The 25,842-nt window shown below is 44.0% G+C and carries 22 protein-coding genes and 1 pseudogene; 16 read left to right on the top strand and 7 right to left on the bottom strand.

The window, feature by feature from the left end:
* Window positions 1–20: 20 nt before the first annotated feature.
* The 4 genes and pseudogenes from AC58QM_RS27015 to AC58QM_RS27000 all read left to right on the top strand — a co-directional run.
* Window positions 21–4,709: pseudogene (locus AC58QM_RS27015) on the top strand (ATP-binding protein); the annotation flags it as partial.
* The gene (locus AC58QM_RS27010; protein WP_497287970.1) at window positions 4,689–5,213 is read left to right on the top strand and encodes a sensor histidine kinase; all 525 of its coding nucleotides are present in this window, start codon (window positions 4,689–4,691) and stop codon (window positions 5,211–5,213) included. The pseudogene AC58QM_RS27015 and the gene AC58QM_RS27010, both read left to right, overlap by 21 nt.
* A gap of 147 nt (window positions 5,214–5,360) precedes the next feature.
* A complete protein-coding gene (locus AC58QM_RS27005; RefSeq protein ID WP_497287887.1) occupies window positions 5,361–6,530 on the top strand; it encodes an iron-containing alcohol dehydrogenase in 1,170 nt (389 codons plus the stop codon).
* Complete coding sequence (locus tag AC58QM_RS27000; RefSeq protein WP_497287886.1) at window positions 6,527–7,447, top strand: EamA family transporter; 921 nt, start codon at window positions 6,527–6,529, stop codon at window positions 7,445–7,447. Before AC58QM_RS27005 ends, AC58QM_RS27000 begins: the two co-directional genes overlap by 4 nt.
* Before the next feature lie 107 nt (window positions 7,448–7,554).
* Here the strand turns inward: AC58QM_RS27000 and AC58QM_RS26995 are convergent, their stop codons facing one another.
* Entirely contained in the window at window positions 7,555–8,040 is a 486-nt protein-coding gene (locus AC58QM_RS26995) for a phage lytic cycle repressor MrpR family protein (protein WP_497287969.1), read from the bottom strand.
* A gap of 294 nt (window positions 8,041–8,334) precedes the next feature.
* Between AC58QM_RS26995 and AC58QM_RS26990 the strand changes: the two genes are divergently transcribed.
* Window positions 8,335–9,678 (top strand): APC family permease, encoded by a 1,344-nt coding sequence (locus AC58QM_RS26990; RefSeq protein ID WP_497287885.1) that lies wholly within the window; start codon window positions 8,335–8,337, stop codon window positions 9,676–9,678.
* Between the two features lies 1 nt (window position 9,679).
* Here the strand turns inward: AC58QM_RS26990 and AC58QM_RS26985 are convergent, their stop codons facing one another.
* The 3 genes from AC58QM_RS26985 to AC58QM_RS26975 all read right to left on the bottom strand — a co-directional run bounded on the left by AC58QM_RS26985 (window position 9,680) and on the right by AC58QM_RS26975 (window position 11,669).
* Window positions 9,680–10,567, bottom strand: a complete 888-nt coding sequence (locus AC58QM_RS26985) for a LysR family transcriptional regulator (RefSeq protein ID WP_497287884.1) — start codon at window positions 10,565–10,567, stop codon at window positions 9,680–9,682.
* 80 nt (window positions 10,568–10,647) lie between these two features.
* Window positions 10,648–11,406, bottom strand: coding sequence for a twin-arginine translocase subunit TatC (tatC, locus tag AC58QM_RS26980; protein ID WP_497287883.1), 759 nt, complete (start codon window positions 11,404–11,406; stop codon window positions 10,648–10,650).
* A 32-nt stretch (window positions 11,407–11,438) separates the two neighbouring features.
* Complete coding sequence (locus AC58QM_RS26975) at window positions 11,439–11,669, bottom strand: MerR family transcriptional regulator (protein WP_497287882.1); 231 nt, start codon at window positions 11,667–11,669, stop codon at window positions 11,439–11,441.
* A gap of 221 nt (window positions 11,670–11,890) precedes the next feature.
* On the opposite strand from AC58QM_RS26975, the gene AC58QM_RS26970 reads away from it, so the two are divergent.
* The 5 genes from AC58QM_RS26970 to AC58QM_RS26950 all read left to right on the top strand — a co-directional run bounded on the left by AC58QM_RS26970 (window position 11,891) and on the right by AC58QM_RS26950 (window position 16,045).
* Complete coding sequence (locus tag AC58QM_RS26970; RefSeq protein ID WP_310226731.1) at window positions 11,891–13,498, top strand: flavin monoamine oxidase family protein; 1,608 nt, start codon at window positions 11,891–11,893, stop codon at window positions 13,496–13,498.
* Window positions 13,499–13,515: 17 nt separating this feature from the next.
* A complete protein-coding gene (locus AC58QM_RS26965) occupies window positions 13,516–14,079 on the top strand; it encodes a RidA family protein (RefSeq protein ID WP_497287881.1) in 564 nt (187 codons plus the stop codon).
* 21 nt (window positions 14,080–14,100) lie between these two features.
* Entirely contained in the window at window positions 14,101–14,313 is a 213-nt protein-coding gene (gene tatA, locus AC58QM_RS26960) for a twin-arginine translocase TatA/TatE family subunit (RefSeq protein WP_497287880.1), read from the top strand.
* A gap of 199 nt (window positions 14,314–14,512) precedes the next feature.
* Window positions 14,513–15,358: a helix-turn-helix domain-containing protein gene (locus AC58QM_RS26955; protein WP_497287879.1), complete on the top strand. Its 846-nt coding sequence runs from the start codon at window positions 14,513–14,515 to the stop codon at window positions 15,356–15,358.
* A 177-nt stretch (window positions 15,359–15,535) separates the two neighbouring features.
* Window positions 15,536–16,045: a methyltransferase gene (locus AC58QM_RS26950; RefSeq protein ID WP_497287878.1), complete on the top strand. Its 510-nt coding sequence runs from the start codon at window positions 15,536–15,538 to the stop codon at window positions 16,043–16,045.
* Between the two features lie 178 nt (window positions 16,046–16,223).
* Here AC58QM_RS26950 and AC58QM_RS26945 read toward each other — a convergent pair whose 3' ends face one another.
* The gene (locus AC58QM_RS26945) at window positions 16,224–17,294 is read right to left on the bottom strand and encodes a bifunctional 3-deoxy-7-phosphoheptulonate synthase/chorismate mutase (RefSeq protein WP_497287877.1); all 1,071 of its coding nucleotides are present in this window, start codon (window positions 17,292–17,294) and stop codon (window positions 16,224–16,226) included.
* 230 nt (window positions 17,295–17,524) lie between these two features.
* Here AC58QM_RS26945 and AC58QM_RS26940 point away from each other — a divergent pair, with 230 nt between their 5' ends.
* Window positions 17,525–18,112 (top strand): hypothetical protein, encoded by a 588-nt coding sequence (locus tag AC58QM_RS26940; protein ID WP_497287876.1) that lies wholly within the window; start codon window positions 17,525–17,527, stop codon window positions 18,110–18,112.
* An 11-nt stretch (window positions 18,113–18,123) separates the two neighbouring features.
* Here AC58QM_RS26940 and AC58QM_RS26935 read toward each other — a convergent pair whose 3' ends face one another.
* Window positions 18,124–19,143, bottom strand: coding sequence for a LacI family DNA-binding transcriptional regulator (locus tag AC58QM_RS26935; RefSeq protein ID WP_497287875.1), 1,020 nt, complete (start codon window positions 19,141–19,143; stop codon window positions 18,124–18,126).
* Between the two features lie 129 nt (window positions 19,144–19,272).
* Between AC58QM_RS26935 and fucU the strand changes: the two genes are divergently transcribed.
* Together fucU and AC58QM_RS26925 are read left to right on the top strand one after the other, a co-directional pair.
* A complete protein-coding gene (fucU, locus tag AC58QM_RS26930; protein WP_497287968.1) occupies window positions 19,273–19,698 on the top strand; it encodes an L-fucose mutarotase in 426 nt (141 codons plus the stop codon).
* Between the two features lie 80 nt (window positions 19,699–19,778).
* Window positions 19,779–21,569, top strand: coding sequence for an L-fucose isomerase (locus tag AC58QM_RS26925; RefSeq protein ID WP_497287874.1), 1,791 nt, complete (start codon window positions 19,779–19,781; stop codon window positions 21,567–21,569).
* A gap of 73 nt (window positions 21,570–21,642) precedes the next feature.
* Here AC58QM_RS26925 and AC58QM_RS26920 read toward each other — a convergent pair whose 3' ends face one another.
* Window positions 21,643–22,593: a hypothetical protein gene (locus AC58QM_RS26920; RefSeq protein ID WP_497287873.1), complete on the bottom strand. Its 951-nt coding sequence runs from the start codon at window positions 22,591–22,593 to the stop codon at window positions 21,643–21,645.
* Window positions 22,594–22,748: 155 nt separating this feature from the next.
* Here AC58QM_RS26920 and AC58QM_RS26915 point away from each other — a divergent pair, with 155 nt between their 5' ends.
* The 3 genes from AC58QM_RS26915 to AC58QM_RS26905 all read left to right on the top strand — a co-directional run bounded on the left by AC58QM_RS26915 (window position 22,749) and on the right by AC58QM_RS26905 (window position 25,766).
* Window positions 22,749–23,204 (top strand): cupin domain-containing protein, encoded by a 456-nt coding sequence (locus AC58QM_RS26915; RefSeq protein WP_497287872.1) that lies wholly within the window; start codon window positions 22,749–22,751, stop codon window positions 23,202–23,204.
* Window positions 23,205–23,523: 319 nt separating this feature from the next.
* Window positions 23,524–23,910 (top strand): hypothetical protein, encoded by a 387-nt coding sequence (locus tag AC58QM_RS26910; RefSeq protein ID WP_497287871.1) that lies wholly within the window; start codon window positions 23,524–23,526, stop codon window positions 23,908–23,910.
* A 533-nt stretch (window positions 23,911–24,443) separates the two neighbouring features.
* Window positions 24,444–25,766: a response regulator gene (locus AC58QM_RS26905; protein WP_497287870.1), complete on the top strand. Its 1,323-nt coding sequence runs from the start codon at window positions 24,444–24,446 to the stop codon at window positions 25,764–25,766.
* Window positions 25,767–25,842: the final 76 nt, after the last annotated feature.

Here is a 25,842-nt window from a genome sequence, read left to right as displayed (position 1 = left end):
AGACTTACTAGGGGGATATCATGATCATATTACCGGAATATGAGATTATCAGACAAATCTATCATGGCGAGCGGCATTTATTATACCGTGCGGTTCACAAGCCAACTGGCGAAAAAGTGATCATTAAGACGATGAGCTCTGACTTCCCGGTTGCGGCGGATATCGCTAGGTTGAAGCGCGAGTATGAAATTGGGAATATGTTGGACATCCCTGGCATTGTTAAGCCGCTTTCGTTGCCTAAGTATCACAATAGTGTGGCATTAGTGATGGAGGACTTCGAAGGGGAAACCTTGTCAACGTATTTTTCCTTATTTCAACAATCGTTTCAAGCGTTTCTACAGGCAGCTATTCAATTAGCCAAAATCGTTGGCGAAGTTCATCAACGTTATATCATACATAAGGATATAAAACCTAGCAATATTATTATGAATCGGCAGAAACAAATTATGAAGCTTGGCGATTTCAGTATTTCGTCATTTATGCGTGAACGGCAAGAAATGCTGGACCCGTTGATGTTGGAAGGGACGCTTAGTTATATGTCTCCCGAGCAGACGGGCCGAATGAATCGGATCATTGACTACCGCACGGATTATTACTCGCTTGGTGTCACGTTCTATGAAATGATCACGGGGCGACTTCCCTTTCAATCAGAAGATCCGCTGGAGCTGCTTCATGGACACTTTGCCGTTACACCTATTCCTCCGGACAGTGTAAGAAAGGGCATCCCTAAGCCAGTATCCGATATTATTATGAAGTTGCTATCCAAAGATGCGGAGGACCGCTATCAGAGTGCTTATGGCATCATACAAGATCTAGAACAAGTGATGCTATGTAGTAATTCAGGTGAAGATATGTCCGATTTCAAAGTAGGCCGCTATGATATGACGGATATGTTTCAGATCCCTCAGGGCTTGTATGGGCGATCAGCAGAGATAAATAAACTGCTGAACGTCTATACGAATGCGGTGCATGGTGCATTGGAAACGGTATGGGTGACTGGGGAGTCTGGGTATGGCAAATCCTTTCTCATCGCCGAAACGATGAAGACAATCATGAAGGATGAAGGCTGGTTCTTATCGGGTCGCTTCGAACCGAATAAACATCATGTCTCGTACCATGCGATTGCCACAGCGTTGAGAGCGCTTGTTAGGCAGCTTTTGACAAGCAAGGATGATCAACTCGCAGAATATCGCTTGCGCTTGCTGAAAGTGCTAGGAACAAACGGCAAAGTATTAATCGATCTCGTGCCTGAACTTGAGCTGCTGATTGGCGAACAGCCTGCTGTAAAGCCGCTGCCTCCGCAGGAAACGCAAAATCGCCTACACTTTTTATTGCAGCAGTTTATGCTCATTTTCTGTGCGAAAGATCGACCTATCGTTTTGTTCTTGGATGATCTGCAATGGGCAGATGCAGCGTCCTTGCAGGTGTTGGATCTGCTTTTGAATGATTCACAATTGAAATATTTCTTATTTATTGGATCGTATCGCAGTGAATATGAAAAGAACAGTCTGTCTTCTATGTATGTTCAACTTCTCGACAGGTTGCCACCGCGTCTGGTCGAAGAACGCATTGTGTTGAAAGCACTTGATTTGCAAGATGTTAAGCAATTAATTGCGGAATCGCTGAAATCAGAGTTGGGTCAAGTTGGCGATTTGGCGGAACTCGTTATACTCAAAACCGGCGGCAATCCATTTTTCGTTAAACAATTCTTAAGTGCGTTGCATGAGCAAGAGTTGCTTCAATTTAACTATGAGATGAATCGCTGGCAATGGGATATGAACGAGATTCAAAAGCTTCGCATCACCGATAATTTAATGTTTCTTCTAGCTGAGAAGCTAGAGCGTATGCCTACGAAAACACAACATGTACTGCGACTGGCTTCTTGTCTAGGTGCTTCTTTTGACCTGGAGGCTTTGGGGATCATTATGCAAATACCATTTGCGGATGCCTTGCATGAACTTGAAGCTTCTATTCAGAATGGATTAATTATCCCAGTGGGGATGGATTATAAATTTTATCATGAGGCAATGGGGAAATTAGTCGCTCGTGAAATCCGGTTTATTTTTGTACACGACTCTATTCAAGAGGCTATTTATGGATCTGTTGATGAGGCTAAGCTTAAGGAGATGCATCACGGTATCGGTCAGATGCTTCTCAGTGAATTATCGGAAGAAGAAATTGAGCTGCGCTTATTTGAGATTGTCAATCATTTAAACATAGGTTCAAAATTGGTTACGGAGCATTCATCTTATTTACAGCTTCTAGATTATAATGTGAGTGCAGGTCGTAAAGCCAAAGCCTCCAATGCGTACCGTTCTGCGCTTCAATATTACAATAAAGCTTTGGATGTGTTGAAGCAGATTAAGGGAATGGAACTAGACGAGCTAAGCTATGCGATTCGTTTGGAGAAATCGGAGGTCCTCTATTTAAATGGTCAAGCTGACGAAGCGGAAGCTTCTTATGAGCAGCTATTGCTAGAGGCGAAAACTGTGGAACAAAAGCTCGAGCTGTATAACCTACAGGTCGTTTTATACACAAATGTCGGCAAACAGCATCAGAGTGTTAAACTAGGTTTGAAAGTGCTTGCGGAACAAGGGATACGGATACCTGAAGCGCCGTTAAGTGCAAGTATTTTTATGGCGTATTTGGATGTGAAACGGAAAATCGGTCTGAGAAATACGTTGCAGCTCTATGATTTACCTATCATGGAAGATAGCTATCGCACGAAATTAATGAATCTTATGATGAGTGTCGCTATATCGGCTTATTTCGTGAATACGAATTTATACGTGCTTTTTATGCTTAATATGACCAAGCTAGCTCTGAAATTTGGTAATTCACCGGCTATGGCGTATGTGTATGGCTCGTATGGGTTGATATTAGGCTCGGGATTCGGCGATTATGAACGCGGTTATCTATACGGACAACTAGGAAACCGAATGAACGAGCGATTTCAATCACATGAATTCCGGAGTAAAAGCTATTTTTCATTCGGTTTGTTTGTTACCCCATGGGTGAAGCCACTTCATAATGGTCTGGAGCTTCTGAAAGATTCATTCCGAAGTGGAATCGAGGACGGTGACTTGGTATTTGCGGGTTATGCGCTTACGTACCAAGTTTTAGTTAAAGATTTGCAAGGTGCTGTTCTCTCTGATGTCTATGAGGATTTAGTGAAAAATTACCGAATTCTGGAGCAAACCAATCATCATGATACTCTACTTATGATGGAAATGCTGCGCATGGTCATATTGAACTTGGAAGGAAAGACGCTGAATCCATTGCTTATCGGGAATGATGAGGCAGAAGAGAAAGCGTTTGTCCAGAAATTAGAAGTACATTCCAATCAAGTTATCATTCACGTATATAGTGTCAAGAAAATGATGCTTTCGTTTTTGTTTGGGCAATATGAAGAAGCGGTAGAAATGGGCAGAACAGCGGAGTCACGTCAGTCCGCCTCTTTCGGATTATTTCATATGCCAGAGAATTATTTCTATTTTGTTCTTTCCATTGCCGCTCAGTACCCAGAAGCTTCGCTAAATGATCGCAAATGGTTCGCTAAACAAGTGAAGAAAATGCTTCGGAAAATGGATAAATGGGCTTCGCATTGTCCGGAGAATTTCTTGCACCTCAGTCTACTGATGCGAGCAGAATGGGATCGTGTGACAGGTCATGGTCAGCGGGCAGAGCAAGGGTATGAGAATGCCATACGGCAAGCTAGGGAACAAGGGTTTATCCAACATGAGGCCATCGCATCAGAATTAGCGGGGAAATACTATAAGCAAGCTGGACGTGAGAAAATCGCCAAAACCTATCTCATAGATGCGTATTATGGATACGTGAGTTGGGGAGCTAGAGCGAAAGCAGACCATCTCGTGCTGAAATATCCTACCTATTTCTCCAACTTGAGTGGGTCTCCCGATTGGGCAACGACCAAAATTAGTGATTATTCCTTACAAGCGATAGATTTTCAAACCATTATGAACACATCTCGTTCACTTTCTAGTGAAGTCAATTTGGAGCAGTTAATCAAGCGCTTGATGGAAATCGTCACCTATTCTTCAGGTGCAGAGAGAAGTATTCTCGTCCTGAAAGACAAGGAAAGCTTGTACGTTGAAGCGGAAATGCTTGCAAGTGCTGGAAAAGACTCTTGTATCGTTAGTTCTGTCTTGTTGGAGTCACGGGACAATGTTCCACAAGCTGTGATCCAGTATGTTGCACGGATGAAAGAAGGCGTTGTTCTAGATGATGCGGAGAATTCGACGCTCTTCGCGAACGATATTTATATTAGACGGACGGAGAGTAAATCGATCTTCTGTGAACCGATTCTACATCAGGGTAATTTAGTCGGCGTCTTTTATTTGGAAAATAATTTAATTCGCAATGCGTTCACATCAGATCGGTTAGACGTGATCAAGTTATTATCCGCGCAAGCCGCGATTTCGATTGAAAATGCGAGATTATACAATGATCTCGAATCCAAGGTGAAAGAACGAACGAATGAGTTAATCTTGATGGAGACTTCGCGGCGAGATCTGCTATCGAATATTTCACATGATTTAGGGACGCCACTGACCTCGATTCAAGGTTATGTGGAAGCTATTTTGGATGGTGTGATTCATGAACCGGAAGAACAGAAGAAATACTTGTCCGTGGTCCATATGCGCATCGTCGGCATTCAGCGTTTAATTATGGATTTATATCAACTGAGCCGATTAGAAACGAAGCAGTTTCATTTTAGACTTGCGTCGACATCTTGCGCGACCGCTGTTCGTCAACTTTTTGCCAAGTATGAACTAGATGCTACGAATGCGGGAATCACCTACACACTGAACATGGCGATGATGGATGGACAGGAAATGCTGACTGTAGATATGGATCGGATTGAACAGGTGTATGCCAATATTATTTACAATGCGATTAAATTCTCATCAAGCGGCTGTGCCATCGATGTTCACGTTGAGATTAGTGAGGAGCCTTACGAGCTCGTCATTCGGGTGTGTGATACAGGCGTTGGGATTAGTGAGGAAGATCTTCCTCATATTTTTGAACGATTCTATAAGGTATCCAAATCGCGCAGTACCTCTGGTGGAAGCGGGTTGGGTCTGGCGATAGCGAAGGAAATTGTGCAGTATCACGGTGGGCAAATATGGGCGGAAAGCCGCTTGGGCCATGGCTGCAGCATCTCATTCTCCCTGCCTTTACATCGCATATAAGTGCATCAAACCGTACATCTTACTAAGAGGTGTGCGGTTTTTTGCTATGGAAAGGATGTGTTGTCAACGTAGGGGTTTCCAATGCTATTGATTTCGACTTGTGATATACTTCTGTAGATATTAGTCATCGAAGGAGTTTACACACATATGCAATCATTTATTCAGTACAATCCAACCCGATTATGGTTTGGTGATGGTCAGATCAAGCAATTGCAACAGGAGCTAGGAAATGAAGGGAAACACGTACTTCTTGTTTATGGTGGAGGTAGCATCCGTAAAAATGGCGTATACGATGCTGTGATGAAGCAGCTTCACGATAGGCAAGCCACTGTTGTTGAAATGTCAGGTGTGGAACCTAACCCTAGGTTGACAACTGTGAAGAAAGGGATTGAGCTATGCCGTAGCGAGCAAATCGATCTCATCCTAGCTGTCGGCGGGGGAAGCGTGATTGATTGCGCTAAGGCCATCTCTGTAGGCGTATATTACGAAGGAGATGTCTGGGACATCATCACAAGGAAAGCTGAGCCCACTCGAGCACTTCCCTTGGGAACGGTTTTAACCCTCGCCGCAACAGGCTCTGAAATGAATAACATTTCGGTTATAACGAATTGGGATCGTAATGAGAAGCGCGGTTGGAGCAGTCCATTCGCTTATCCGACTTTTTCTATTTTGGACCCAGCCTATACGAAATCAGTTCCATTGGACCAGACGGTATATGGCATTGTAGATATGATGTCACATGTGCTTGAACAATATTTTCATCGCACTGAACATGCTCCGATGATGGATCGCTTTATGGAAGCCGTCTTGCTGACCGTGATGGAGGCGGCGCCAAAGTTATTGGCGAACCTGGAAGATATCGAGCATCGAGCGACGATTATGTATGCGGGAACTACTGCTTTTAATGGTTTATTGTCTAGCGGGACAGATGGAGGAGATTGGGCGTCTCATCAAATTGAGCACGGATTATCCGCTGTCTATGATATCCCTCACGGAGGTGGATTAGCCATTGTGTTCCCGAACTGGATGTCTCATTGTGCGGAAGACGATCCTTCGCGTATGAAGAAGCTAGCCATGGCTGTGTTCGACATTGATGCCACTGGTAAGACAGATCTTGAAGTTGCGATGGAAGGCATTCAGGCCTTACGTCAATTCTGGAATTCCCTTGGAGCGCCAAGTCAACTAGGGTATTACGGCATTGATGATCAGAGGATTGAAGAGTTAGTTCATAAATCATTTATGAAGCCCTCGATTGGGCAGTATAAAATCATGACAAGAGACACCGTCAGAGATATTCTGATGAGGTCGTTAGCATGAAATACTACATTTACGTACTCATAGGTGCCTGCAGTTTCGGACTGTTGTCGACCTTTGTGAAAAAGGCTTATGAATCTGGCTTTCATGTGGGTGAGGTAGTTGGTGCACAAATCTTCTTTGGTCTAATCATGTTGTGGATCATGGCGTTCGTAACGGCTAAATCAGCTAAAATGGGTTCACCTGAAGCCGAAACGTTTCGTGTCTCACCTCGTCAAGCACTTGTGCTTATGCTGGTGGGTACGAGTTCAGGATTAACGGGTATCTTTTATTATGCGGCCTTACAATATGTATCTGCGTCCTTTGCCATTCTTTTATTGTTCCAATTTACATGGATAGGTATCGTCATAGAAGCCATTCTTGATCGGAAGCGTCCTAGTAAAGATAAGCTTATCGCACTTATTTTCTTATTTATCGGAATTATTATGGCAAGTGGTTATTTAAAAGGCAATCTAGAATCACCTTCGTGGCTAGGTGTCGGGCTAGGCTTACTTTCTGCCTTGACGTATGCGTTATTCATTGCGATGAGCGGTAAAGTAGCCAAACAAATTGCTCCTATTACTAGAGGCGCGGTTATGCAAACAGGCTCATTTATTATTGTCATGCTCATCTTCCCACCTCAGTTCCTATGGAATGGATCTTTACATGAATCTCTATTGCCATGGGCTTTGCTGCTAGCTTTGTTCGGGGTGGTCATTCCGCCATTATTTTTCGCCATTGGTGTACCCCGAATCGGCGGAGGTATGGCGACAATTATGAGTGCGGCAGAGCTGCCAACTGCGGTAATCATGTCATTTATTGTTCTTCACGAGTCCGTGAGTGGGCTTCAATGGATAGGTGTACTCATAACCATGTTAGGTATTGCGTTACCGGAATTATTGAAACGAAGACAACGTGTGCAACGACTTCAAACGGAATGAAATAGGTGGATCTCCGCTCAGTTACGGGGGATCCACTTTTTTGTGCGCAAAAAAAGGCCGATTGGCCTTTAAAGAGATTACATATGCAATTGATCGATCATTCAAAATTAAACAAGAGCAAGTTCTTTCAGTTCCAGTCTCACGGTTGTGAGATGTGTAAGCTCTGGAAGAGCGAAGTGTTCAGCCAGACGGCGAAGTCTCATGTAAATCGTTCGAAGAATGACGGAGTCCAACTCGGTGATCATCGCGCGGTTAGCGACATAGTCAGACATGCTCATTCGAATTAAGTATGGGCTTGATCTTAAATTCGTCAGTACAGTAGGTTGAAGAGGATTACCTAAGTTAGTTACATATTTCGATTGCTTCAAAGCGGCTTGAAACCGTTCGACACAAGTTTTGGATACGTGTATGTACCTTTTGCCCCCCGTGGCATCAGACACAGTAAGTATTTGTTTTTTTTCATCTAAGGAATTTCCTTTTAAATACACAATTTCGTGAGCAGCAACGCCCTCGATTAACAAACGAATAATAATGGCATCTTGCGGATTAATACATTGTGTCTCGATACTTTGGATTTTCTCTAGAGTAAGAATACGAAATCAGCATCCCTTCAAGTTTGAACTTAGTTTTCTGCAAAATTACATTTGGTTTTCAGAAATAAGTAACTATACATGATATGAGATGGGTGGGGTGATTATGCCAAAAAGTTTGTTATGAGGTAACTATAGCTGAAAGAAGGGGAAGGAACAATGAGGGAAAAGCCCTAAATAATGTTAGTCTAATTTCGACAAATTTATAGAGAGAACCAAATGCGAGTTGCGAAAAAAAGGGAATCTTTGGTTTACGCAGAAATGGAAAGAAGCATAGTGAAGGAGGTTGGTGTGGGGATGGGGAACGAAATAGAGAAATTGAAACAAGTTTTAGGGCTTCGGGATGCGATTGGCATTGCCATAGGACAAATGGTCGGAGCGGGTATACTTTCTATTACAGGCTTGGCGATTGCCTTAACAGGGACAGGGGTTCCGCTTGCTTTCCTGCTTTCATCGGTGTTTATGTTGATCATAACGATTCCACTCGCGATACTTGGATCTGTTATCCCAACGACAGGGGGAATGTACACGTATACTTCTAGACTGCTTTCACCCCAGGCGGGCTTTGTGTATCTGAGCTTGTTTACTTTTGGTCATCTGACGATAGCTGTGTATGCCATCTCATTTGCACAATACTTTCAGGGTATCGTCGCCAGTATTCCGATTATGCCAGTAGCTTTTGTGGTATTGACGTTTTTCTATCTCATCAACTTGCTCGGTATTAAATTCATGTCAACATTAGGGAAGATGCTTATTCTAATCAAAATGTTATCGCTGATCATATTCGTTGCATGGGGAATGTCTGAGGTGGACTATTCGGTATTTCAACCGAGTTCCTATTTCCCCCAAGGCATCAGTGGCTTTCTGATGGCCGTTGGCATGACCTCCTTTGCTTCTGGCGGGGCCTATGCAGTGGTCGAACTCGGTGGCGAAATGAAACGGCCAAAACGAGATATCCCCTTGGCGATTCTCATTAGTTCCGGGATTGTAGGCATTCTTTATATTGGTATGGGTATTGTTGCGACAGGGGTACTTCCGATCTCGGAAGTTGCAGGGGAATCGTTGATTGACGTTGCTACATCGATACTGCCGAAGCCTTTGTTCTTATTTTTTGTAATCGGTGGAGCGATGTTCGCATTGGCGTCTACACTAAATGTGACGTTCTCGTGGGTAACCAGGGGAATGCTGGTCGCCTGTCGTGATGGCTGGCTGCCTGCTGGGTTTGGAAAGGTGAATCGGCGATTCGGAACTCCGCACTGGCTGCTCACCTTTTACTATATACTGGGGATCATCCCTATTGTGACCGGCGTTTCTCTGGCTACCATTTCTCAACTAGGTGTAGGCATCTTGCTCATCGCCAGTGTTTTCCCCGTCCTATCCGCTGCCAAACTTCCACGTAAATACCCAGACTTATATCAAAATGCACCTTTCACGATGAAGCCTTTGCTACTTTACACGATAGTGGTAATAGCTGTGGGGTTGCTTGTGTTTCAGGGGTACCTATTATTAAGTCGATTATCGGTTCCCTTATTGCTTGGAAATGTGTTGATCGTAGTAATTGCAGCCAGTTATGCCATGATAAAAGGGAAAACGCGAGAACTTAACACGACGAATCAAGCCAAAGTGAGTGATATGGCTTAACTCACATTGCAGCTATAATGGTTTTGAGTTCTTTGGTAAATTCTTTAGAAGGTAAGGATAAGTGACGGCTTTTTAACCGGATGGAACGGAAGGAGACTTCTAAATCGACACCAGTGACTTCCAGTGCGACAATGCTTCCCGTTTCCAAATAAGGGTCATATCGCATGCCAGTCTCGGTATAAAAGCCGATCGCGATGCCTTCAGCAATAATTCGTTTAGCTGCCTCTGAATTCCCTAACTTAAGTAAAAGGTTAGGCTCTCCATGCTGTTTGAATATATTAATCAGGAAATCGGAAGAAATCAGTAGTGGTTCTTGAATAAGTTCATCAATACTGATGCTCTTCCGATGGGATAATGGAGAACTTTTACCCACATAGGCCATAATTCGGCAGTCCATCAGATGCTCCGAGACTAGTTGAGCGTGTTGGTTTTGATAATTCCGTGAAACAGCGATCAGTCCTAAATCAACTTGTCCACTTAGAACCTCTTGGATGATCTGTGGATAATTCAGTTCCATCATGACAAGTTCGACATCTTTATGCTTATTTTTGAAAATAGCTAGCGTTGGGGGAAGTACACTTAAGCAAAGGCTTGGTACAGAAGCGATGGAAAGAGAACCTGAAAGTTGATTGAATTGGAACCCAGCAGTTTCACGAAGTTCTTCCACTTTATTCATGATTTCGATTGCTTTACTAATAATTAATTTGCCATCTTCTGTAGGTACGGCGCCGATACGTGAACGGTTAAAAAGCTTCACGCCAAGCTCTTCCTCTAAGCTGACGATGGCTTGAGAGATGTTAGGCTGGGACACGTGAAGCTTTTCGGCTGCTAATGAAATAGAACCTGTTTGACTAATTTCGATAATATAGATTAACTGTTCAATTCGCATAGTTCACCTTTTCTGCAGGTCATTTATGAAGTAACTATATCCGAATTGGTGAAAATCGACAATATGTGAGTAGCACTATTTTAAGAGACGCCGTATTCGACTTGTCTAAGACCTTCTTCCCGTAGTTGCCCGTTATAAACGAAGCGAGACAATACTATGCTGATCTCATAAAGTGCGAACAAAGGAATGGCTACCATCAGATGAGAGATGAGATCGGGAGGTGAAATCAAGCTGGCAGTAATAATTAAAATCAGATAGGCATAGCGACGGACTTTATTCAGTAATTTAGGGTTGAGCAGCTTCAGTTTCGTAAGAAACATCACGACAATAGGGAGTTCAAAGGCTAGTGAAAGTGGAATGATAATGTTTAACATAAAACTAAAGTATTGAGCGACGCCATAGGTCTGTGTTAAACCTAAATTTTGAGTTATGCCTACTGTAAACCTCATACACATCGGAAAGACAACGAAATAACCAAAAGCTAAACCAATTAGAAAGCACATGAACGTGTAAGGTATGTAACGCAAAGTAGCGACTTGTTCTTCTTTGGTAAGTCCTTTTTTCACGAATGCCCATACTTGATAGAGAATGAAAGGGAGAGTTAAAGTGAGTGAAACGGCGAATGCGAGAAGCATATAAATGCGAATGGCATCCATCGGTGAAAATACATGCCAAGTAATGCCGGAAGCAACAGGGGATTGTTTGAGATAATGTAGAATGTGCTCTGCGAAAATGAATCCAAGGATTAAGGTGAGGATAACGGCGATGAGGACCCGTATAATACGTGTGCGCAGTTCAGTCAAATGTTCGACCAATGACATCATTTCTTTGATTTGCATAGTAGTCCTCCTATCTAGTTGGTAATCGTGTGCTAGGAGCCAGCCAGCATTCGTCTTAATTCTACGGTGTGAAAGCCGTCAGAAAGCTTCGTGTGTATATCTATAATGGTTTGAATATCCTCGAAGGAATACTTCCGAACGCCTCCCTTGCTCCGATCTGGAAAAATAAGCTTACGATCCTCGTAATAACGAATTTGCCTTTCGGTTAATCCTGTCAGTTCACTTACGATTCCAATTTGAATGACTTTCTTCTTTGTCATCATCAGCCTATCCCTCCAGTTTTAATGTAAGGTAAATTAACTTTAATATGACACCGATTAATGAGACTCTATCATTTAATGGAAAAACGATCAAATAAACGTTGGTTATCTTGATATAAGTAATATTTATGTAATGTAACCTAACACAAATTAATGACTATTCATCTTCTCGCTGTTACGTTTAAGTAGCGGATAGCCAAACTTATACACGAGGAGATGGAAGTATGGAGAAGACACCGATCCAGGAAGATCAAATTACACGTAGACAATTTTTGACAACAGTCGGCAAATTAGGAGGGTCAGCCGCAATATTCAGTGTGATGGGTACTTTAGGACTACTCTCCCCGGAAACGATGAAGGCCGCAGATTATACACCGCCATCCGGAAGGGATCTTACCTCGACAAACCGTAACGGAAAGAAAGTGATCATCCTTGGCGGAGGGATTGCCGGGATGACAGCGGCATATGAACTTGGAAATGCAGGTTATCAGTGCACCATTCTAGAAGCGAGAGCACGGTCTGGTGGACGAGCATGGACAGTTCGTAGAGGAACGACAGTTACGGAAGTTGGTGGCGCTAAACAGGTCGCACGCTTTGATAATGGCATGTATTTTAACGCAGGGCCGATGCGCATTCCCCAATTTCATGTAACGTTGGATTATGCACGCAAATTTGGTGTTGCGATAGAGCCTTTTAACAACGTGAACGATAGTGGTTATTACTATAATGAAAATGTTGGCGAGTTATCAGGGGTGAAAGTTCCGAAGAGACACGCAAAAGCTGATGTGCGCGGTTATGTCGCAGAGATGCTGGCTAAGGCTGTTAATCAGAAAGCATTAGATCTACCTTTGACAACAGAAGAGAAAACGAAGCTTGTTGCGTATTTGAAAAGTGAAGGTGATTTGAATGCGGATCTGTTCTATAAAGGATCGAGTAGGGCGGGTTATGTGGAAGAGCCGGGTGGTAAATTTGACTCCGGTGTTCGCAAGGATCCATTTAGCTTAAAGGCAATTATTAATTCCGGCTTTGGTCAATTTTTTAGCAGCGAATATGGTTACGATCAGCAAATGATGATGTTCCACCCGGTAGGTGGGATGGATATGATTGCCAAAGCGTTCGAGAAACGCGTGGGCGACAAAATTCAATTCAATTCGGAAGTTCACGAAATTAAACAATCTTCTGATGGCGTTCGTATTTTGTATAAAGATTTGAACACGGGTGCAAACAAAGAAGTTTCTGGTGATTTCTGCATTTGCACGATCCCGCTGCCTGTTCTGAAGGACATTAAAGCGGACTTTTCTCCTGAGATGTCGACGGCTATTGCGAAGATTAGCTACGCATCAGCAGGCAAAATTGGTCTCCAATTTAAGCGTCGCTTCTGGGAAGAAGATGAAATGATTTATGGCGGTAACTCCTTGACGAATATGGATATTGCTAACATCTATTACCCGCCGAACGATTATTTCTCCAAAAAAGGTATTCTACTTGGTTATTATACGTTTGGAGGCAATGCCGATAAAATTGGTAATATGTCACTTGCTGCTCGTGAAGATTATGCCTTGAGCCAAGGGGCGAAGATACATCCGCAATACCATAAAGAATTTGAAGCCTCTTTCTCCGTGGATTGGAAAAAGGTTAAATATAATCTCGGAGGCTGGGCTTCTTATACAGCGGATGATCGTAAAAACTACTATCCAACTCTATGTAAGCCAGATGGCCGTATTTATTTGGCAGGGGAGCACATCAGCTACATTACTGCTTGGCAAGCAGGAGCAATTGAGTCTGCGCGGAAAGTTGTTACAGAAATTCATGAGCGAGTAATGAAAGAGTAGAGGAGAAGGAGTGAATCATGATGAACATAACGAAAAAGTGGAAAACGATCATGGCCGTTACGGTTGGTTCATGCCTGATTTGTGTAAGTGCATATGCGGCAGGTGCTGAGAAATCGAGTAAATACAATGCAGAGCCTATCAATGAAGTCGAGTTCTATGGCAATCCTGCTTCATCTATAGCTGCGGGTGTGTCAGTTCCTGCGGGTTCCTCCTATTTATTCACAAGTGGAACCGTGCCGCCTGTCATAAATAAAGATGGCAAGACCGTCTATGAACGATATGGGGATACGAAAACGCAAGGGATCGGCATTCTAAAAGCCATCGAAACACAATTAAAAGATAAAGGACTCACACTTGCAGATGTCGCTTATCTCAGGGTCTATGTAACACCGGATGCAGCCAAAGAAGGTAAATTTGATTATCAAGGTTGGTTTGACGCGTATGCGCAATTTTTCGGTACAAAAGAGAATCCTGTGAAGCCAGCGCGCTCTACGGTAGGGATTGCAAGTCTCGTAAGCTCGGATTGGTTGATTGAGATTGAAGCTGTAGCTGTGTATCCTAAGCACCATAACCAAGACTAAGGAAATGGAGTTGATGTTCGTATGCTGCAAAATATCGGATTACCTGGACTCATGTTAATTTTAGTTGTGGTGTTGGTATTGTTTGGACCATCTAAACTGCCGGAACTCGGTCGTGCTGTCGGTCGTACGTTGCATGAATTTAAAAATTCAGCACGGGAGCTCGTTGGTGAGGGGAAAGAATCACCTGAGCATTTGGAACCACCGGATAAACGGGTAGAAAAGGTTAACGTGTAAGTAATCTAGGAAAAACGGATCCTGTACATTTTTCTCGAAGAGGGGGAAATGACGGGGTCTGTTTTTTTTGTAATGCGTGTAATACCTAAACAAAACACAGGAATTCCTAGTTTTTGTACAATTGATTTATTTGAAAATGTGATAGAGTGTGCTCACACGCGAATCGTCCAACTATTTCCAATCTCGGGAGGAATGGCTGTTGAAACTTAGCACAAGTGTTGATGTCACCAGAGAACCTTTTCATTTGAATCACGAGAAATCGAGTCGTAAGCTGAATTGGGAAGTCTATCATGCACATTCCTGTATGGAATTCCTTTATGTGTACGAAGGCGTTGGTCGTGTCGAGGTGAACAAACGCTGGTATACCGTCGAACCGGGAAGCCTGCTGCTCTTTCAGCCATTTCAATTGCATCGCATTCAAATTCAAGGTCCGTTTGTCCGTTCTGTGCTCATGTTCGATCCCTACAGATTGGATGCTGCGCTTCATGCATTTAATGGCATTCGTAGTTGGTTTCACCTGCTTTGGAAGGAGTCGTTAACCTGTCAGGTGATTCCTAATCAACAACATGTTGCTAAGTTTTATGAACATCTACATTGCAAAATGAGTCGCGTCTCACTCTATAAGCAACAGGAAGAATTCGTCCTATGTTTACTTGCTTTGCTACAACAGCTTGAGTCCTGTGGAAGTGAGATTTGTCTGGTTCAAAAGGAAAAGCCGAAGCTGAGAAGTCATCATACAGCTGGGCAGATGACAGAATGGATCGAAAGACATTATAAGGAGAAATTCAATCTAAGACGGATGTCAGAGGATTTACATCTCTCTACCTTTTATTTATCTCATATCTTTCGTCAGTCAACAGGGCGAACGATTACGGAATTTATTATTTCCCGCAGATTGAAGGAAGCCTGTCTCATGCTTGAAACGACGTCCAAATCAGCAAGCTTTATCGCGCAGGAGGTAGGCTTTCAGAGTGGGTCTTACTTTTCTCGTGTGTTTAAAACAGTGCTTGGCATGACGCCGAAGTCATATCGGATGCAGGTATGAGAGATAGTTAGAACATGCGCACAATATGCTGTGTGCGGAAACAACAATAAGATGCGGTGAAGGGGCCTTGAATGGGCTTCTTTTTGTATACGGGATAAGCTAAATATCGACATTCTGACGTAAGTGTGGGATTATGAGGAGAAGAGTTTGGTAACTATTACGCAGGGAGTGAAAGGTATGTCACGCAAGTGGGAAAGAATGGTAAGTAAAAATACGAAAAAGGCAAACCTAACCCGTACGAAGCAGGGGAAGGCGCCAATTTCAACAGATCCGGATCGTCCGGTCGTATTTAAAGGAAGAAGCATTTTGTTGGCTGCGTTTTTCATCGTAGTCTCGCTCTTCTTGTTGTTTACGTTGACGAAAACCGAAGGGGACAAGATGTACTGGTATACAACGCTTAGCTATTTGGTCGTCGGAGCACTCATTTATTTTGTGCGGAGACCCTACTTGCGAGTAACGAAAACGAATCTTTCGAAGCGAGGTCTAGCTCGTGAATTAGTGCTTGGTGCGGAAAATATTAAAGAGATTGTACACGCGCCTGGTCAAATCATAATAGAGCTTACCGGCAAGTCGCCGCGTTGGGTATATAACAAAACATTGAATCGCTTTGATATCGCGGCAATGGCTGCTAAACTGAAGAAATTTGCTGAGCATAACAAAATTTCTTTTGTAGATAAAACGGTTTAGATAGAGAAGCCTCCAATTCCACTTTTAGTGGAGTTGGGGCTTTTTTTGCTGCGGGGGAGTTACTCGAAAAATTCGAGTAACAGGTGCGCGGCGAGGCCGGAAGTGAGGGAGTTGCTCAAAAAATTCGAGTAACTCCCTCTTGCCCATAACCAGGCACGCGTCGCCAGCCGCACCGCCATTAAAGCAATCCCGAACGCTGGATCGCGGCGTAAAACTGATTGAACTCCTCAATCGTCAGCTGCTGCTGTGCGTCGGAGAGGGCTGTCGGTGGATTCGGATGGACTTCCACCATAATCCCGTCCGCGCCTGCGGCTAGGGCAGCCTTGGCACAAGGTGCGAAAATGTCCTTGCGGCCGGTGGAATGGGTCACATCGACGAGGACAGGCAAGTGGCTCTCTTGCTTCAGAATTGGAACGGCGGAGATATCGAGGGTATTCCGCGTTGCCCGTTCATAGGTGCGGATGCCTCGCTCAATCAACATAACCTGGGTGTTGCCTCGAGAGAGGATGTACTCAGCAGCATGAAGGAATTCATCGATCGTTGCGGATAAGCCGCGCTTCAAAAGAATCGGCATACGAACCTCACCGGCCGCTTTCAGCAGTTCAAAATTGTGCATATTTCTTGCACCAATTTGTATCACATCAATGTACTGACCTGCAGTTTCTATGTGTGCGGGATCCACGATTTCGCTGATAGTCTGAAGTCCGAATTCATCGGCGACTTCTTTGAGGATTTGTAATCCTTCTAGGCCAAGTCCTTGGAAATCGTAGGGAGATGTACGAGGCTTGAAGGCGCCTCCGCGCATAACCGTGACGCCAGCGTTTTTCAAGGCGGCAGCAACCGCGCGTACTTGCTCATAGCTTTCGACAGAGCAGGGACCTGCGATCATGATGGGCTTACTTCCTCCGATAGCAGCGGGGCCAAGCTGAATGATGGTATCGGCTTGTTGTCTTTTTCGACTAACGAGCAGCTGTTTCTTATGTTCCGTTTGTTGCAAAGATAGCGAAGCTTGGAAAATTTGTTTGAACAGGTGACGAATGGTATCGTCCTCGAACGGGCCTGTATTTCGAGTGACTAATGATTCAAGCATGCTTTTCTCGCGCAGTGGGTCGAATTTCGGCACGCCTTGTTTTTCTTTCTCGAATCCGATTTCTTGGACAATTTGCGCTCTTTCGGAGAGCAGCTCCAAGAGTCCTTGGTTGATTTCGTCTATACGTCCCCTGAGTGTGTCTAACTTCGTATCTTCCATCCGATGTCCCCCTTTCAAATGAGTTGATCTAACAACAAAAAGCCCACCGTCACAAAGGGCGAGGAGCGTGGTTTTACCGCTTTAAAGTAGGTTCATTTAAACTAGTGTATGCGAAAAGTGTGAAATTCGTTTATGAGATGCCAGCTTTTTTTCAAGTGAGCCGTGTTGTAGTCATTATTGTGCTAGATTTGGAATAATAGTTTAAGAGGGAGAAGAAGGGGGTATGCGCGATGCTCACATTAAAATCATGGACGGGCTTATTTCAGAGGGGAGAGACGGACATCTACCATACGGTTAAAGTACGAGCGCCTCGCGACTATTTTGACCGAGCAGATGCTTTCTTGGAGGATATAGTATACACATCGCAAGATGAGTTGAGCGGAATCAATAAAACGTTTCTCGTTAAGCTTTTATTCGATAATTTTATGGATCACGTCCGAAAAGGCAAGGATCTATATACATATATTTTGCAATTAAGGAGTAAATTTGGCGGTGTTGTTGCGAGTACAAACGCGGCGGATCGACCAAATCCCGGAAGTGTTCCCGGTTTTCAGTGGGGGCTCTCCTTTCAGGGTAGCCAAGCAGAGAGGGCTGCCTTTCTAACGTTAAATGTCAGATTACACCCCGCTGAGGTTAATCGGATGCGTGTTTTCTTCGATGATATGAATTGGAAGCATCACCAACGATTGAATATGGAGATGAATGAGCTCTTATCGCTGTTATTTATTGAGTTTATAACGGAGCTTAGGAATGGGTTGACGGAGGAGACGAAAGAAGAGATCATTGCGGCTATTGTTCATAAATGGGAAGAGCAATAGCCTCGATTTCTCTATGTGGTGAGCGGTAATAGCTGTTGCGTCGATGAGCGAATGATTAACTCGGATGGCAGCATGATTCTGCGAGATACCACGCTAGCTTCGCCTTCGATACGTTCTATTAGGAGCTGCATGCCTAGTTGGCCAAATTGATAAGCTGGTTGGGCGGCTACCGTAAGAAACGGGTTGATCGCGCCGGTAGGTCCGAAGTCATCAAAGCAAACGACAGAAATGTCTCCTGGTACCTGTAAACCACGCTGGCGCAGCGATTGAATAACACCGACGGCCAACATATTATTAGCTGCAAAAATAGCGGTAGGCGGGTCATTAAGCTGGAACAGCTCATCGAGGGCGGAATCATCTTGAAAATCTCGAAAACCCAGATGTACAACAAGCGACTCATCAAGAGCAAGACCATTAAGGAGATGTGCCTCGTTATATCCCGTATATCGCAGTCGAGCCGTTGACACGTCTTGTTTACCATTTACTAACGCAATACGGTGATGACCAAGCGCGATCAAATGCGCCACAAGATTGCGGGCACCTTCTTTGCTATCCCCAAGCACGACATCTGCATCAATTCCAGGAATTTCACGATCTAATACAACGAATGGAATCTGATGCTTCTTCAGCTGCAGTAAGTTGTCGTGGGAGTGATCGCCAGCTGGTGCGAATAACACGCCATCGACACGAGTAGAGAGAATCATATCTACGTAATCCTTCTCTTTCACATAATCCTCATCACTATTGGCAAAAAGCAAACGATATCCCGCCTTTTTCGCTGCATCTTCGGCGCCTCGGGCTAAGGTTGTATAGAACGGATTCGTAATATCCGTAATGAGTAAGGATATGAGGTGTGTCTTCTGGGATACGAGACTGCGAGCTAAGGCATTCGGAATATAGTGGAGTTCATCCATGACTTTCCTTACGCGCTTGCGCGTCTCTTCGCTGATGCGGCCTGTGTTATTGATCACTCGTGAAACCGTCATCGCGGAAACTCCGGCCTTTTCGGCGATGTCATAGATTGTTATCACTGGGTACTCTCCTTTGCTAGGCCGTTTATGTTTATTTCATATTGTATAGAAATAAAGGATTGACAGCAAGCTATAAAGTTGTTAATTTTGAGTTATCGATAACACACATTTAATTAGGAGATGTTGATGATGTTAAAAGGGATACCTTCCATACTTTCGCCGGAGCTGCTCAAAGTGCTAATGGAGATGGGACACGGGGATGAAATCATCTTGGCAGATGGGAATTTCCCGGCTGCTAGTCATACAAACCGGCTTTTGCGTTGTGATGGTCATGGAGTACCGGAACTATTGAAAGCGGTGTTATCGCTGTATCCACTAGATACATACGGCGAACAACCTGTTGCGCTCATGGCTGTCGTACCTGGTGATCCTGTCGAAACACCGATTTGGAGTGAATACGAGGGGATCATTCGAGAACATGCGACTCCCGCCATTGAGTACGTGGAAAGGTTTGCTTTTTATGAGCGCGCAAAGAAAGCTTATGCGATTGTGGCGACAAGTGAAAAGGCGCTGTATGCCAATATTATTTTAAGAAAAGGCGTAATTAGCCAATAAAAGAATTACCGATAACTCTAATTTACGAAGCGTGAGATTAGCGAGTAGTAGCTTTTACATATCGAGGAGGATGATTGGTTATGACAAATAGTGATTTCAGATGGAAACAAGAGTTTCCGAAAATTGGTATTCGCCCAACGATTGACGGCAGAAGAAAAGGTATTCGTGAGTCGCTTGAAGAGCTAACGATGAATATGGCTAAGGGAGTTGCGGCTTTATTAAGCGAAACCTTGAAATACCCAAATGGTCAACCTGTCGAATGTGTCATTGCTGATACATGTATCGGCGGAGTAGCTGAAGCTGCGGCTTGTGCAGATAAGTTCACGAAAGCTGGCGTAGGCGTTTCTATCACAGTCACACCTTGCTGGTGCTATGGAACAGAAACAATGGATATGGATCCTTCTACACCGAAAGCCATTTGGGGCTTCAATGGAACTGAGCGCCCAGGCGCGGTTTATTTGGCAGCTGTTTTATCTGGTCATGCACAAAAAGGCATACCAGCCTTCGGAATTTATGGGAAAGATGTGCAGGATGCCGGCACGACAACGATTCCACAAGATGTTCATGAGAAATTGATCCGATTTGCGAAGGCAGGGCTTGCTGCGGCGTATATGAAGGGGAAATCTTACCTCTCTATCGGTTCCGTTTCCATGGGGATTGCCGGCTCGATCGTGAACGAGGAGTTGTTCCAAAACTATTTGGGCATGCGCAATGAGTATGTCGATATGTCAGAATTGGTGCGCCGAATGGATGAAGAAATTTTTGATCCCGAAGAATATCAATTAGCTTTGAATTGGGTGAAAGAGAACTGCGTTGAAGGCCCTGATAAGAATCCAATTGCGATTCAAACGACCCGTGAGAAGAAAGATCAGGATTGGGAAACAGTTGTCAAAATGACGATGATCGTACGCGACCTGATGGTCGGCAATCCGCGCTTGGAAGATATCGAGTTCGGTGAAGAGGCACTTGGGCATAATGCCATTCTTTCCGGTTTTCAAGGCCAGCGTCATTGGACGGATCACTTCCCGAATGGCGACTTTATGGAAGCCATGTTAAACACATCTTTTGACTGGAATGGCAAGCGTGCTCCTTACCTGGTTGCGACTGAAAACGATAGTTTGAATGGCGTCGTGATGTTGTTCGGGAACTTGTTGACGAATACAGCTCAAATTTTCGCTGATGTACGAACATATTGGAGTCCAGACTCGGTGAAACGAGTAACAGGACATACCCTTACTGGTGCTGCGAAAGACGGGATTCTGCATTTAATTAACTCAGGACCTGCTGCATTGGACGGCACAGGTCAACAATCGCGCGATGGTAAACCAGCGATGAAGCCGTTCTGGGAAATTTCTGATCAAGAAGTAACGGATTGCTTAGCAGCGACTTCATGGCGCCCAGCATCTGTTGAATATTTCCGTGGGGGCGGCTATTCCACCGATTTCTTAACTAAAGGCGGAATGCCAGTTACTATGTCACGTATTAATTTAGTCAAAGGGTTAGGGCCTGTGCTGCAGTTGGCAGAAGGCTACTCCGTCGACCTTCCTGAAGATGTGCATCAGACACTAGACGACCGTACAGATTCGACCTGGCCGACAACGTGGTTTGCACCTATTTTGACTGGAGAAGGATCATTCACTGATGTGTACTCCGTAATGGATAACTGGGGATCCAACCACGGCTCAATCTCTTACGGCCACATTGGGGCAGATTTAATCACGCTTGCTGCTATTCTTCGCATCCCTGTTTCGATGCATAATGTTGCCAAAGAGCAGATTTTCCGTCCTCGCGTTTGGAGCAACTTTGGGACTTCCGATCCTGAGGGCGCAGATTTCAGAGCGTGTAGCAGCTTTGGTCCTTTATACAAGTAGCACAAATGGAGAAATAATAGACTGCAGCATGGAAAGAGCCACTCTCAACTTTGGTTGGGAATGGCTCTTTTAGTCAATTGTCCAAGTTAGACTCTTCGATCCACTGGATCCGTCTCGATATCAGACCGGAAAGCGTCGCCTCTGCGGAAGAATGCTCTTTTTGCAGCTGCGCAACGACAGGTCGAATTTTATTTATGCTTGAAAGCGTTTGGCTTTGCGAATTTTGGATACGACCTTGTACAATCCAGTCAGCAATGAGTCCATCAAACCAATAGTCAGCCATTTTTAGCGTGTCACTGATATCAATTGAAATGTGGAAGCTACGGTTCAAGTCAGTTAGCTCATCGCGAAAATTCAGAAGTTGGTGATTCGCTTGATGAATGAACCGTTTGGCATCATCCACATGGCTATGTTTGGCATGCGTACTTATCATGCCGCCGCCGCCCCATAGGTCCCATTTTCCCCAATTTTCTGCTTTCTCCAAGCTGTTGGAAGCATCTGTTAAGGAAGCGAGTACAAGTTTTCCAGCTGTCAACGCTTCTTGAAGCTCCTTTACTAACAGCTTTTGATCATCGATTTCATCGTCCATTATTTCTAACTCTCTTGATAATGAAGGTGTATTTAAAAGGGCGGATTCTTTTGCGGTCATTAGTCGCTTGTAATCGTCTTCTGCTCGTTGATAATTGGCGAGGTCATCGCCTACTTGGATTAATGATTTTTGTACTTCCTGAAGCTCCTGCTTCGCTGCTTCCAATTGGAGTGCTGCCGTTAGAGCTTGTTGTCGTTCCAATTCGAGTTGTTCGGATTTACTGCGAAGAATGGTGTGGAATAGATTCGTAAGTGTTAATCGCGTTAATTGTTCGACATCCTTTTGCTCAGACGCAAGCTGTAATTCTAATCGTAGAATGAGACGTTCTTGCTCATATACTCTTTTCAGAAGATCAGTTCTTTTGCGTTCTGCTTTGTGCAGTTGAAACATCCGATCTTTCGCTTCACGCAATTGAAGGTTCGTGTTGGTTGACATCTTCATCCCTCGTTTCCCAGCATTTGTTAGATTCAATACTTTTTCAATACGTGGTTTAAGCCAGGGGGTTTCGGGAATTTTTTTTCATACAAAATGTGACTTCTCTATGGTATAATTCATACTTTGTTAGTTTAGAGAGAAATAGGAGAAATCATATGCTTACCCAACAACTTTCACCACTTGTTCAAACATTGGATTTAAAACCGCACCCTGAAGGCGGATGGTACAAAGAGCTATGGAAGGCTTCCTTTGAAATTCCAAAAGAGGTGCTACATGAAGCTTACTCTGGCTCGCGATACGCGGCAACTTCGATTTATTTCTTGCTTCATCCCGATGAATTTTCTGAATGGCACACCGTATTGTCCGACGAGTTATGGTTATGGCACTCTGGCAGCCCAATCGAGCTTACATTAGGAGGAACGAGTGAGCAGCCAAAAGCGACACAGAAAATTATTCTAGGTCCTGATGTGCTGAACGGTCAGCATCCACAAGCGCTTGTTCCAGCTCATGTATGGCAAATGGCGCGACCATTAGGTGATGAACCTGTTCTTGTTTCTTGTGTAGTTGCACCAGGTTTTCATTATGATGATTTCAAATTAATTAAGAGATAAGAGATAAGAGATAAGAGATAAGAGATAAGAGATAAGAGATAAGATTTCTTTTGCTAAGTCCCTAGTATTTTGGTATCGTGAAAATAACATTGATTTTACGCGTGAAGCACACGCCGTTAGCTCTTTATTGGAGCTGGCGGCGTTTTTATTTTTTAAGGAGATGATGTGATGGTCAGATCGTTCGAAAAGGAGTACGCATTCTTTTGGGAAGAGCAAGTTAGGCATGCAAGCGGTCAGAGGTTAGAGATGCTGCAAAGGGACCTGACAGGAACGAAGAAACTATTGGAAGAAGTGCTACTGCCTGTGTTGGGGACTTTAGATGGTTTGGTGCTTGAATTTGAAATGGATGAGCTTGTCGGGAGCGAAGATTTATGGCGATGTATTTCACCCTCAAATACGGACTGTATTCGAAGAGGACAGCTTTGTCACTCATGCTGAGAAAATCTCGCGGGACCGTTTCTCATTCGAGCGTGCGCGTGCACGTTCAGTTGCGATACTTGGTTACACTTATTTTCCGTATAGCCGGGATGAGCTAGAGAAGAAGCCGACTTTTTGCCAAAGAAATCTGTATGAATTAATCGGCCGAATGGGAAACGTGGAAGGTGTCGGGTTGCTCCAACTGCCTGTTTATGAGCGGGAAGTTTTGAGGTTCGCGTTGCTAGGTAATAAACCTTTTCGTTTGACGGACGTATGCATATGGTTGTAGCTTAAAAGTGAGACTTGCCGAAAAGTATTGCGAGATATGGAAGCAAAAGGTTTGGTTATTCCAATCGGTAGAGGATCGATTAGAAGTCATAAATTTATGATATCTGAAAAAGCGATTGCTTTGTTGCATCGTGTCAAGTAGTGGGAGTTGAGAAATGAGTTACGTGTGTCGAGTGAGGCCAAAGCAGCTCCGTAAGTCGAAAAAATCGAGTTACGTGAGTCTGTGCAGGCCAAAGTAGCTCCGTAACTCGAGAAAATCGAGTTACACGCGTAGAGCGAGGCCAAAGTAGCTCCGTAACTCGAAAAAATCGAGTTACGCGCGTCGAGCGAAGCCGAATCATCTCCGTAACTCGAAAAAATCGAGTTACGTATCAATCCCGTCCAAAGCAGCCCCCTAACTCGAAAAAATCGACTTAACCCCATGCTACAGCATCATCCACACATCCCACACGATAAGCGTAATATAACACCTATTCACATCGATTGTTGTACAATAGAATGGAATTGTGGCAAGTAAACGAATGAGGTGGCAGTATGGTTAATATTTTAGTTGTTGACGATGAACCGATGATTTGCAAAGGTGTTGCGACGATTTTGAAGCAGTCTAAATTGGACATTAACGAGGTCTTCATCGCGTATAACGGGTTTGAGGCGCTTGATTTTATACATTTGGAGAAAATTGACCTGGTGTTTACAGACATACAGATGGAGAAGATGAATGGCATTGAATTGATTGAAAACATCTTCTTGGAGGATCCATCGATTCCGATCGTCATTTTGTCGGCGCATGGTGAGTTTGAGTATGCTCAGAAAGCGATCCGTTTTGGAGCGAAGGAGTATCTAGTTAAGCCGATAACGCCGCCGCATCTCATTTCGGTTGTGACCAAGCTGTTGAAGGAAAAGGAAGAGAAGGGTCAACGCTTCGCGAACTGGGAAGGCTCACGTACCCTGCCTGGCCACATGACGCATGAGACAAATTACTTTTTAAATGAATTGATGACAGGAACGATCCATGAGTCAGAGGTCCCTGCTATAAGAGAGACACTAGATCATCGAATGGATGGGACGTATTTTAGCATGCTGACCGTCAAATTATCCTTAGAACGCGGTGGTATTCATGATCAGGAAATTTCCACGTTGAAGGATCGCAATTTGTTAAAATACGCAGCTTTGAACATTATGGAGGAAACCGCGAGTCAGTGGAGCCATCTTGTTTTCAATAATCATAATTCCATCTTCACCTTGCTGCTGCAAATTACAGAAGAGGAGAGCAGGGGCTCGATGCGTGTGAACCAGCTGTTGATGGTGGCCCAGATGATTCATACGAATCTGCTGAAATATTTGAATGTAAAGAGTCAGATAGGCATCAGTCGTATCCGCGAAGGCATTACGCAGTGGCCGGTGATGTACAAGGAAGCGCTTGAGAGCTTAACTTGTTGTGAAACCAATAAGGGGCACTACATGTTCTATATTGAGGATAAAGACAGCGTCAATCCCAATCCCGACTTAACCATAGCAGGGGTAGATGAGGCGAATAACCGGATCGTGTATGAGACGAAAGTGTATATAGAAGGTCATTTTTGTGATAAAGGGTTGAAGCTGCAGGATATCGCAGATGCGGTACATTTGAGCCCAAATTATTTGAGTTATTTGTTCAAAAAGGTGATGGGAACGAACATCTGGGACTATGTTACGAAGCTGCGGATGGAAGAAGGGAAGCGTCTTATTCTCACGACGGATAAACGACGCTATGAGATTTCGGAAGAAATCGGTTATGAATCACCGGAGCATTTTAGCAAAATATTCAAAAAGCATTTCGGGATTAATATCTCTGAAGTGAAGCAATCAGGTACGTAACATACGACATACTAAGCGTAATACGACACATCGCTCATGGTAGAATCTCCCTTTATAATCAAAAATGTAGCAACCA

This window comes from Paenibacillus sp. J22P165, assembly GCF_059692015.1.
Note: the sequence above shows the minus strand (reverse complement) of the source record. Positions and strands in the feature narration are given on the sequence as shown.

Coding starts and splice junctions, on each gene's coding strand:
- AC58QM_RS27010 (WP_497287970.1), top strand. CDS start 4,689: ATGGATTTATATCAACTGAGCCGATTAGAAACGAAGCAGTTTCATTTT.
- AC58QM_RS27005 (WP_497287887.1), top strand. CDS start 5,361: ATGCAATCATTTATTCAGTACAATCCAACCCGATTATGGTTTGGTGAT.
- AC58QM_RS27000 (WP_497287886.1), top strand. CDS start 6,527: ATGAAATACTACATTTACGTACTCATAGGTGCCTGCAGTTTCGGACTG.
- AC58QM_RS26990 (WP_497287885.1), top strand. CDS start 8,335: ATGGGGAACGAAATAGAGAAATTGAAACAAGTTTTAGGGCTTCGGGAT.
- AC58QM_RS26985 (WP_497287884.1), bottom strand. CDS start 10,567: ATGCGAATTGAACAGTTAATCTATATTATCGAAATTAGTCAAACAGGT.
- tatC (WP_497287883.1), bottom strand. CDS start 11,406: ATGCAAATCAAAGAAATGATGTCATTGGTCGAACATTTGACTGAACTG.
- AC58QM_RS26975 (WP_497287882.1), bottom strand. CDS start 11,669: ATGATGACAAAGAAGAAAGTCATTCAAATTGGAATCGTAAGTGAACTG.
- AC58QM_RS26970 (WP_310226731.1), top strand. CDS start 11,891: ATGGAGAAGACACCGATCCAGGAAGATCAAATTACACGTAGACAATTT.
- AC58QM_RS26965 (WP_497287881.1), top strand. CDS start 13,516: ATGATGAACATAACGAAAAAGTGGAAAACGATCATGGCCGTTACGGTT.
- tatA (WP_497287880.1), top strand. CDS start 14,101: ATGCTGCAAAATATCGGATTACCTGGACTCATGTTAATTTTAGTTGTG.
- AC58QM_RS26950 (WP_497287878.1), top strand. CDS start 15,536: ATGTCACGCAAGTGGGAAAGAATGGTAAGTAAAAATACGAAAAAGGCA.
- AC58QM_RS26945 (WP_497287877.1), bottom strand. CDS start 17,294: ATGGAAGATACGAAGTTAGACACACTCAGGGGACGTATAGACGAAATC.
- AC58QM_RS26940 (WP_497287876.1), top strand. CDS start 17,525: ATGCTCACATTAAAATCATGGACGGGCTTATTTCAGAGGGGAGAGACG.
- fucU (WP_497287968.1), top strand. CDS start 19,273: ATGTTAAAAGGGATACCTTCCATACTTTCGCCGGAGCTGCTCAAAGTG.
- AC58QM_RS26925 (WP_497287874.1), top strand. CDS start 19,779: ATGACAAATAGTGATTTCAGATGGAAACAAGAGTTTCCGAAAATTGGT.
- AC58QM_RS26920 (WP_497287873.1), bottom strand. CDS start 22,593: ATGTCAACCAACACGAACCTTCAATTGCGTGAAGCGAAAGATCGGATG.
- AC58QM_RS26915 (WP_497287872.1), top strand. CDS start 22,749: ATGCTTACCCAACAACTTTCACCACTTGTTCAAACATTGGATTTAAAA.
- AC58QM_RS26910 (WP_497287871.1), top strand. CDS start 23,524: ATGGTTTGGTGCTTGAATTTGAAATGGATGAGCTTGTCGGGAGCGAAG.
- AC58QM_RS26905 (WP_497287870.1), top strand. CDS start 24,444: ATGGTTAATATTTTAGTTGTTGACGATGAACCGATGATTTGCAAAGGT.